Origin of the sequence: Bradyrhizobium sp. ORS 375 (assembly GCF_000239775.1) — a bacterium.
Lineage (GTDB): Bacteria > Pseudomonadota > Alphaproteobacteria > Rhizobiales > Xanthobacteraceae > Bradyrhizobium.
Genome location: NZ_CAFI01000054.1, coordinates 1 through 9,561, shown reverse-complemented (window position 1 = coordinate 9,561; position 9,561 = coordinate 1). Strand labels below are relative to the sequence as shown.

General features: G+C 65.7%; 8 protein-coding genes. 7 read left to right on the top strand and 1 reads right to left on the bottom strand.

Features of this window, described 5'->3' with window-relative positions; genetic code table 11:
- The first annotated feature begins 272 nt into the window (after window positions 1–272).
- Both BRAO375_RS04870 and BRAO375_RS04865 read left to right on the top strand, forming a co-directional pair.
- Window positions 273–3,455 (top strand): efflux RND transporter permease subunit, encoded by a 3,183-nt coding sequence (locus BRAO375_RS04870; RefSeq protein ID WP_009026340.1) that lies wholly within the window; start codon window positions 273–275, stop codon window positions 3,453–3,455.
- 247 nt (window positions 3,456–3,702) lie between these two features.
- Window positions 3,703–3,924 carry a hypothetical protein gene (locus tag BRAO375_RS04865; RefSeq protein WP_009026339.1) on the top strand — a complete coding sequence of 74 codons (222 nt, stop codon included), beginning with the start codon at window positions 3,703–3,705 and terminating at the stop codon, window positions 3,922–3,924.
- A 53-nt stretch (window positions 3,925–3,977) separates the two neighbouring features.
- On the opposite strand, the gene BRAO375_RS04860 is transcribed toward BRAO375_RS04865, so the two are convergent.
- Window positions 3,978–4,358: a hypothetical protein gene (locus tag BRAO375_RS04860; protein ID WP_009026338.1), complete on the bottom strand. Its 381-nt coding sequence runs from the start codon at window positions 4,356–4,358 to the stop codon at window positions 3,978–3,980.
- A 16-nt stretch (window positions 4,359–4,374) separates the two neighbouring features.
- On the opposite strand from BRAO375_RS04860, the gene BRAO375_RS04855 reads away from it, so the two are divergent.
- The 5 genes from BRAO375_RS04855 to BRAO375_RS04835 all read left to right on the top strand — a co-directional run bounded on the left by BRAO375_RS04855 (window position 4,375) and on the right by BRAO375_RS04835 (window position 9,495).
- Complete coding sequence (locus BRAO375_RS04855; protein ID WP_201767528.1) at window positions 4,375–5,064, top strand: DUF2975 domain-containing protein; 690 nt, start codon at window positions 4,375–4,377, stop codon at window positions 5,062–5,064.
- A 320-nt stretch (window positions 5,065–5,384) separates the two neighbouring features.
- Entirely contained in the window at window positions 5,385–6,386 is a 1,002-nt protein-coding gene (locus tag BRAO375_RS04850) for an ABC transporter substrate-binding protein (RefSeq protein WP_175345290.1), read from the top strand.
- Window positions 6,387–6,479: 93 nt separating this feature from the next.
- Entirely contained in the window at window positions 6,480–7,574 is a 1,095-nt protein-coding gene (locus tag BRAO375_RS04845; RefSeq protein WP_009026335.1) for an ABC transporter ATP-binding protein, read from the top strand.
- 35 nt (window positions 7,575–7,609) lie between these two features.
- Complete coding sequence (locus BRAO375_RS04840; RefSeq protein ID WP_009026334.1) at window positions 7,610–8,719, top strand: ABC transporter permease; 1,110 nt, start codon at window positions 7,610–7,612, stop codon at window positions 8,717–8,719.
- Window positions 8,716–9,495, top strand: coding sequence for an ABC transporter permease (locus tag BRAO375_RS04835; protein ID WP_009026333.1), 780 nt, complete (start codon window positions 8,716–8,718; stop codon window positions 9,493–9,495). Before BRAO375_RS04840 ends, BRAO375_RS04835 begins: the two co-directional genes overlap by 4 nt.
- Window positions 9,496–9,561: the final 66 nt, after the last annotated feature.

Below are 9,561 nucleotides of genomic sequence, written 5' to 3'. Positions count from 1 at the left end.
GAGGGGGAGGGTCGACGCGCGCAGAGCGCGCGGCGGGGTGGGGTGACGGTCTCAGCGATGCGCGATCTGTCTGCTGCAACTCCTCTCACTTCTCTGATGCACCGGAAAAGACCTTGATCACCGCATGAGCGGAGGGGCCGCCACCCCACCCCGGCTCGCATTCGCTGCGCTCATGTGAGCCGACCCTCCCCCTCCAGGGGAGGGTGGGCACCGGGCCAGCCGATCGACCGATCTGACACAACTACCGACCTCTCCCGACCACGGGGCCTCCCATGAACCTCTCCAAATTCTTCATCGACCGGCCGATCTTCGCAGGCGTGCTGTCGACGCTCATCTTCCTCGGCGGCCTGATCGCCTTGTTCTCGATGCCGATCTCGGAATATCCCGACGTCGTGCCGCCGTCGGTCGTGGTGCGCGCCACCTATCCCGGCGCCAATCCCAAGGTCATCGCAGAGACGGTGGCGACGCCGATCGAGGAGCAGATCAACGGCGTCGAGAACATGCTCTATATGAGCAGCCAGGCGACCACCGACGGCGCGATGACGCTCACGGTCACCTTCAAGCTCGGCACCGATCCTGACAAGGCGACGCAGCTGGTGCAGAATCGGGTGCAGCAGGCCGAGCCGCGGCTTCCGGCCGTGGTCCGCCAGCTCGGCGTCATCACCAAGAAGAGCTCGCCCGACCTCACCATGGTCGTGCACCTGATCTCGCCGAACGGCCGCTATGATACGACATATTTGCGCAACTACGCGGTGCTGAATGTCAAGGACCGGCTGGCGCGCATCGACGGCGTCGGCGACGTGCAGCTGTTCGGCGCCGGCGACTATTCGATGCGGGTCTGGGTCGATCCGCAGAAGGCCGCCGAGCACGGCCTCTCGGCCTCCGACATCGTCAAGGCGATCCAGGCGCAGAACGTCGAGGCCGCGGCGGGCGTGGTCGGTGCCTCCCCCAGCGTCAAGGGTCTCGATCTGCAGCTCTCCGTCAACGCCGAGGGCCGTCTGTCGAACGAGGATCAGTTCGCCGACATCGTCGTGAAGACCGGCGCGCATGGCGAGGTCACGCGGCTTCGCGACGTCGCCCGCATCGAGCTCGGCGCCTCCGAATACGGCCTGCGCTCGCTGCTCGACAACAAGCAGGCGGTGGCGATCCCGATCTTCCAGGCGCCCGGCTCCAACGCGCTGCAGATCTCCGACAACGTCCGCGCCACCATGGCCGAGATCAAGAAGACGATGCCGGAAGGCGTCGAGTACCACATCGTCTACGACCCGACGCAGTTCGTGCGCTCCTCGATCGAAGCCGTCGTGCACACGCTGTTCGAGGCGATCGTGCTGGTCGTGATCGTCGTGATCCTGTTCCTGCAGACCTGGCGCGCCTCGATTATCCCGCTTCTCGCGGTGCCCGTCTCCATCGTCGGCACCTTCGCGGTGATGCATCTGTTCGGCTTCTCGATCAACGCGCTCAGCCTGTTCGGCCTGGTGCTGGCGATCGGCATCGTCGTCGATGACGCCATCGTCGTGGTCGAGAACGTCGAGCGCAACATCGAATCGGGGCTATCGCCGCGCGACGCCACCTATCAGGCGATGCGCGAGGTGTCCGGCCCGATCATCGCGATCGCGCTGGTGCTGGTCGCGGTTTTCGTGCCGCTTGCCTTCATCTCCGGCCTCACCGGCCAGTTCTACAAGCAGTTCGCGCTGACGATCGCGATCTCCACCGTGATCTCGGCGGTGAACTCGCTCACCCTGTCGCCGGCACTGTCGGCGCTGCTGCTCAAGGGTCACCACGACCCGAAGGACCGCCTCACCCGCATCCTGGACAAGGCTCTCGGCTGGTTCTTCCGCGGCTTCAACCGCACCTTCGTCCGCGCCTCCGACAACTACAGCGGCAGCGTGTCCAAGGTGATCAGTGGCAAGGCCGCGGTGATGATCCTCTACGTCCTGCTGGTCGGGGCCACTGCCGTGCTGTTCAAGCAGGTGCCGGGCGGCTTCGTGCCGGGCCAGGACAAGCAATATCTGGTCGGCTTTGCCCGCCTGCCGGACGGCGCCACGCTCGACCGCTCCGAGGAGGTGATCCGCAAGATGAGCGATATCGCCCTGACGCAGCCGGGCATCGAGAGCTCGGTCGCCTTCCCTGGACTGTCGATCTCCGGCTTCACCAACTCTTCCAACGCCGGCATCGTGTTCTCGACCCTGAAGCCGTTTGACGAGCGCAAGGATCCGTCGCTGTCGGGCGGCGCACTGGCGATGGAGCTCAACAAGAAATACGCCGGCATCCAGGACGCCTTCATCGCGATGTTCCCACCGCCCCCGGTCAACGGCCTCGGCACCATCGGCGGCTTCAAGCTGCAGATCGAGGACCGCGCCGGGCTCGGCTACGAGACCCTGAACGACGTCACCAAGGCGTTCATGGCCGGTCTGCAAAAGTCTCCAGAGATCGCCGGCGTGTTCTCGAGCTTCCAGGTCAACGTGCCGCAGCTGTTCGCCGACATCGACCGCACCAAGGCGCTGCAGTTAGGGGTTCCCGTCACGGAGGTGTTCAACACGCTGCAGATCTACCTTGGCTCCTACTACGTGAACGACTTCAACAAGTTCGGCCGCACCTACTCGGTGCGCGTGCAGGCCGACGCGCCGTTCCGCGCCCGAGCCGACGACATCCGCCAGCTCAAGGTCCGTTCGTCGTCCGGTGAGATGGTGCCGCTGTCGGCACTGCTCAACGTCCGGCAGAGCGCAGGTCCCGAGCGCGCCATCCGCTATAACGGCTTCCTGTCGTCGGACATCAACGCCGCTGCGGCACCCGGCTTCTCGTCGGGCCAGGCGCAGGCGGCCGCTGAGCGGGTCGCAGCCGAGGTGCTGCCGCCGGGCTTCGCCTTCGAATGGACCGACCTGACCTATCAGGAGTTCATCGCCGGCAACTCCGGACTCTGGGTGTTCCCGCTCGCGATCCTGCTGGTGTTCCTGGTGCTGGCCGCGCTCTACGAGAGCCTGACCCTGCCGCTGGCGATCCTGATGATCGTGCCGATGGCGCTGCTGGCGGCGATGGCCGGCGTCTACATCTCGAAAGGCGACAACAACATCTTCACCCAGATCGGCCTGATCGTGCTGGTCGGCCTGTCCGCCAAGAACGCGATCCTGATCGTCGAATTCGCGCGCGAGCTCGAATTCGCCGGACGCACGCCGCTGCGCGCAGCAATCGAGGCCAGCCGTCTCAGGCTGCGGCCGATCCTGATGACGTCGATGGCGTTCATCATGGGCGTGCTGCCGCTGGTGCTGTCGACCGGCGCGGGCTCCGAGATGCGGCGCGCGATGGGTGTGGCCGTCTTCTCCGGCATGATCGGCGTCACCGTGTTCGGCCTGTTCCTGACGCCCGTGTTCTACGTGCTGCTGCGGACGCTGACCGGAATGAAGCCGCTCACCCAGCATGGCGGCCACGGCACGGTGGCGGCCCAACCTGCGGAGTAAACAGAAATGTGAAAAGGCGCGATGTCGGACACCGACAACTCAATCGTCCTCTTGTTCGTAGAGGCGAATGACAGTCGGCGTCGCATCGCGCTCCCCCGATGATCCGGACGATCACTTTTGATGATCTGTGAACCGGATCACAGACCAGCGCAGCGCGATGGAGGACGCCAACTCCAGCACGTTGCGCCGACCCGGCGGCCTGTCCCGCACCAGGCCGCCGGGTCATTTGACGACAAGGAGTTGCAAGATGGATCTTTTGAATCAAATGGTCGCAGCCCGGCTGATGAAGACGGCCGAAGGTTTTCAGCGCATCGGCGCGCATCGTGCCTTTCGCCGGCTGGCCGGTCCGGGCAGCGCCGCTATCAGCGCACGCTCCGCCGTCGGCCTGATCGTCGACAATTCGGCGGCATGTGACCCATCGCTGTCGCAGATCTGCCCGGAGCGCGACGGCTGCGGCGCCGGCCTGTAGACCGGCGCTGCGCGATCAATGGCCAGCGATGAGGGCTGCTGCGCCGGGACGGCTCACGGGCGCTTGCATCCCGCGCGATCGAGCATGTCCCTGACGATGAGAGGGGTTGCCGGCGTTTCCGCCGCGTCCCGCCCTGTAGCAGCCGAGCTCAGCGCCTGACCGACATTCTCGGCGCTCAGGTTCAACGGGGTCCGGCAGGTCGCGCGTCCCGTGCTGACGACGGCGCCAGCGGCCTCGCCGACGCCGGCGAGGTAGGCAGTGAGAACCTGCTCGGCCGTGCGATCGGTCGGCGCCTTCTCCAGCATCTGAAGCACCTGGGCGACCGATATCAGGCCGCGGGAGGTGGATGGCGCGGCGGTCGAGGGGAACGTCGTCGCAACAGCGGACGCGAAGGCGATCACCGTGATGGCGAGTTTCGCCCGGCAACGAGACATGAGATGGCTCCTGCAATTGACCAGCCACCTGTCTTACGAATATAAATTATTGTCAAACGATAATTTTTGGATCATAGATGTCTCCGTCACAGGATCACCGAGCGACCCACACCAGCGGGGACTTTCGACAATGACGCACACAGCAGAGACGTTCGGCACCACCCTCGCGCGCCCCACGCGCAGCGATCGCATTCGCCGGCTCAGCCGGCTGATGGCGGCGGGCTGTCTCGTCACATCCGTGCTGCTCGCTACGGCCATGGTGCTGTATTGGGCGTTGACGCCGACGCACACGCTATTCGGCCAGGCTGGAATTCCGCACCCTCCGCTGACCGAGATCGGCGCTTCCACCCGGGCATTGGCGTTCAGCATCGCCATGGTCCCGCTGGGGACGCTGATCTCCGGCCTCCTGAGCGCACGTCGTTGCTTCCAGGCCTTCGCCGCCGGCCGCATCTTCGCGCAAGAGTCGATCCAGCAGCTCAAGGCGTTTGCGATCGCTGTCGCAGCATCAGCCCTGTTGAAACCGCTGGCCGGCGCAGCGCTGTCCGTCGTCCTGAGCCTGCACAATCAGCCGGGAGCGAAGACCCTCGCGCTGAGCCTGGGATCGGATACGCTGCTGGCGCTGATTTTCGCCGGCACCGTTGCGGTCATCGCCTGGGTGATGACCGAAGCGCTGGAGATCGACGACGAGAACAAGCAGTTCGTCTGAAGATCGGACATGCCGGTCCGCGTGCGGTTGGGCGTCGTGCTCGAGGGACCTGGCAGGATCATCGGGGATCCCCGAGGTGTGCGCTTCGCCGCAGCGCCACTGATGCAGTGCATGAACGCCAAAATAGCATCACGTGACGATCAAAACTCGCGCTTGCCAGAGGAATAGGCAGCCGATAGCTTTTTCGCACCATTCAAAAGTGCGACGGATCATCGAGCATGCTTTCTCTGCGAACCAGCCTCACGACGGCGTCGACCAGATCAGATCAGGCCCGCGCTCCGCGACACGTTTCGCGCACAGTGCTGCTGGCTGCGGCTGCGATGCTCGGACTTGCCGCATCGGCAGAGGCGCGGGACCTCACCGTCGTGTCCTGGGGCGGCAACTACCAGGACGCGCAGCGCAAGATCTACTTCCAACCGTTTGCCGCCAAGCTCGGCGCCACTGTGCTCGACGAGAGCTGGGATGGCGGCTATGGCGTGCTGCAGGCCAAGGTGAAGGCGGGCGTGCCGAACTGGGATGCGGTGCAGGTCGAGGCCGAGGAGCTCGAGCTCGGCTGCAGCGACGGCATCTATGAGAAGATCGACTGGAGCAAGCTTGGCGGCAAGGACGGCTTCATCCCGGCCGGCGTCAGCGATTGCGGCGTCGGCGCCATCGTCTGGTCCACCGGCATGGCGTTCGACGGCGACAAGATCAAGGATGGGCCGAAGACCTGGGCGGATTTCTGGGATACGAAAAAGTTTCCGGGCAAGCGCGGCCTGCGCAAGGGCGCGAAATACACGCTCGAATTCGCGCTGATGGCCGACGGCGTGCCGGCGGCCGACGTCTACAAGGTGCTGAAGACCAAGGAGGGTGTCGAGCGCGCCTTCAAGAAGCTCGATGCGCTGAAGCCCGACATCGTCTGGTGGGAAGCCGGCGCGCAGCCGCTGCAGCTGCTGTCGTCAGGCCAGGTCGCGATGACCTCGGTCTATAACGGCCGCATCACCGCCATCAACCGCACAGAGGGCAAGCATTTCGGCTTCGTCTTCCCGGGCAGTATCTACGCCGTCGACAGCTGGGTGGTGCTGAAGGGCTCGCCCAACAAGGACGCCGCGATGAACTTCATCGCGTTTGCGAGCCAGGCCGACAACCAGGCCAAGCTGCCGGAATACATCGCCTACGGCCTGCCGAATATCGCCGCCGCCAAGCTGGTGCCGGAGAAGTACGCCGCGGAGCTGCCGACCACGCCCGACAATCTCAAGCAGGCGATCGCGCTCGACGTCGGCTTCTGGACCGACAATTCGGAAGAGCTGTCGAAGCGCTTCAACGCCTGGCTGGCGCGCTAACTCCGCCGAATACCTCGGACGTACGATCCTCGCATCGTGCGTCCGCCTCACGTGCAAGCGTACCGGCGCGATTGGCGCCGAAAGCCAGCGTTCATGGACAGCCCCTTCATCTCGTTCCGGCAGGTGGTCAAGCGCTTCGGCTCGCTGACCGTCGTCGACCATCTCGATCTCGACATCACAAGAGGCGAGTTCATCGCCCTGCTCGGCCCGTCCGGCTCCGGCAAGACCACGCTGTTGATGATGCTTGCCGGCTTCGAGCAGGCGACCAGCGGCACGATCGCGGTCGATGGCGTCCGGGTCGACGGGCTGCCGCCGCACAAGCGCAACATGGGCGTGGTGTTCCAGAACTACGCGCTGTTTCCGCATATGAGCGTGCGCGACAACATCGCCTTTCCCTTGAAGATGCGCAACGCGCCGAAGGCCGAGATCGCGACGCGCGTCGCGCGCGTGCTCGACATGGTCAAGCTGTCGGCAATGGCCGAGCGCAAACCGGCGCAGCTCTCGGGCGGCCAGCAGCAGCGCGTGGCGCTGGCGCGCGCGCTGGTGTTCGAGCCGCAGGTGGTGCTGATGGACGAGCCGCTCGGCGCGCTCGACAAGAAGCTGCGCGAGCAGATGCAGCTCGACATCCGCGATCTGCACCGCCGGCTCGGCCTCACGATCGTGTTCGTCACCCACGATCAGGACGAGGCGCTGACGATGTCCGACCGCATCGCCGTGTTCAACCACGGCAGGATCGAGCAGATCGGCCCGCCGCGCGAGATCTACGAGCTGCCGCGCACGCCGTTCGTCGCCGAGTTCATCGGCGAGACCAACCTGCTCTCATGCAAGGTCGACTCCCATGTTGGCGAGGCCGTGCATCTGACCACAGAGTCCGGGCTCTCATTGTTGGCGCACGCCGGCACTGTGCCCATCGACGGCGGCAAAGTGCGGGTCTCGATCCGCCCCGAGGCGATCCGCATCAACGATCATGCCGCGGCGACGGCGAACCGTGTCGCTGCGCGCATCCTCGACGCCGTCTATTTCGGCGATCACATGCGTCTGGTGGCGTCCGTCGGCGAGCAGCGGCTGATCATCAAGGGCGACCGCATGAGCGAGGCGGCGGAGGTCGGCCGCGAGGTGGCGCTGTCCTTTGCCGCGTCGGATGTCTGGGTGGTGGGATCATGCGACCAGACCTCAGCCAGCGCCTGAAGGCAGCCCTGCTGCTCGCGCCGCTCTTGGCGTTCATGCTGTCGTTCTTCGTCGTGCCCTTGGTGACGATGATGAAGACGGCGGTGTCGGACCCCGTCGCCACCGAGGCGCTGCCCCGCACGGCGCGGGCGTTGTCCGGATGGGACCGCACCGGCACGCCCTCCGCATCCGCGCAGGCCGCCTTCGCCGACGACATCCGTGCGCTGAAAAACGACGAGCAGTTCGGCGATCTCGTCCGCCGCCTCAACAGCGCACAGTCCGGCTTCCGCAGCCTGCTCGGCAAGACCCGCCGCGCGCTCGACGGCAGCGGCGCGGTCGATCTCGCGAGCATCGATCCGCGCTGGAGCGAGACCTCCTACTGGACGACGATCGCCGAGGCCGTTGCCTCACCCTGGACCGACAAGAACCTGCTCGCGGCCGTCGATCTCGAGCGCAATGCATCGGGCAGTATCGCGGCGATGCCCGAGGGCGCCTCGGCCAACCGGCTGATCATGATCCGGACCTTCATCACCTCGGCGATGGTCACGCTCGCCTGCATCCTGATCGGCCTGCCCTATGCGATGGTCGCGGCCTCGGTCGAGGGCTGGCGCCGGCAGGTGCTGCTCGGCGCCGTGCTGCTGCCGCTGTGGACCTCGCTCTTGGTTCGCACCGCGGCCTGGTACGTCGTGCTGCAGGACAACGGCCTGATCAACGCGACCTTGAAGGGGCTCGGCCTCACGTCATCACCGGTGCCGCTGATGTTCAACCGGCTCGGCGTGGTCATCGCGATGACCCATGTGCTGCTGCCGTTCATGGTGCTGCCGATCTTCAGCGTGCTGATCGCGATCCCGCGCAACCTGATGCCGGCGGCGGCCTCGCTCGGCGCGCATCCCTTACGCGCCTTCTTTCATGTGCTGCTGCCACTGTCGATGCGCGGCGTCGTCTCCGGCGCGCTGCTCGTGTTCATGGCCGCCCTCGGCTACTACATCACGCCGGCGCTGATCGGCGGCGCCAATGACCAGATGATCTCGTCAGTGATTGCCTATTACGCGACCGGCGCCGCGAACTGGGGCATGGCGGGCGCACTCGGCCTGGTGCTGCTGGCGATGACCATCCTGCTCTACGCTATCTATATGCGCCTGACGGTCGAGGAGCAGCGCGCATGAGGCCTCTCCCGATCCTCAAGCTCGTGTTCGCGGCGCTGGTCGTGATCTTTCTGCTCGGGCCGCTGGTCGCCGTGCTGCCGCTGTCGCTGACCGACAGCGTGTTCCTGAACTATCCCATTCCCGGCTATTCGACACGCTGGTTCCGCGAGCTCGTCACCGCGGACTCCTGGCGGCTGTCGATCGTCAATAGCCTGCTGATCGGCGCGGGCACGACGGTGCTCGCCACTTTGCTCGGCACGCTTGCTGCTCTCGGCCTGCGCGGCAAGCGCGCCTCGCTGCTGGTCTCCACGTTGCGCACGGTGTTCCTGCTGCCCATGGTCGTTCCCGCCGTGGTGCTCGGCGTCGGCATGCAGCTGATGTTCGCGCGCTACGGTCTCACCAACACCTATCTCGGCGTCATCATCGCCCACACCGTGGTCGCCGTCCCGTTCGTGCTGGTCAACGTCTCCTCGGCGCTGCAGGGCGTCGATATCAGGCTGGAGCAGGCCGCCGCCAGCCTCGGCGCCGCGCCGCCGACGGTGCTGTTCTCGGTGACCCTGCCGATCGCTTTGCCCGGCATCATCTCCGGCGCGCTGTTCGCGTTTGCGACCTCGCTCGACGAGGTCGTGCTGACCCTGTTCGTCGCCGGCCCCAACCAGCGCACCCTCGCGCGCCAGATGTTCGCCACCATCCGCGAGAACATCAGCCCGGCGATCGTCTCGGCCGCCGCGGTGTTCATCGTCGGCACCATCGTGCTGTCGCTCGTGATGCTGGCGATCCGGCGGCGGATGGCGTGAGCCCGAACCCCGGTGCCTCGATCTCGCGATCCAGCTCGCGTGACGTCCTCTTCGTTCCAAGCTCCC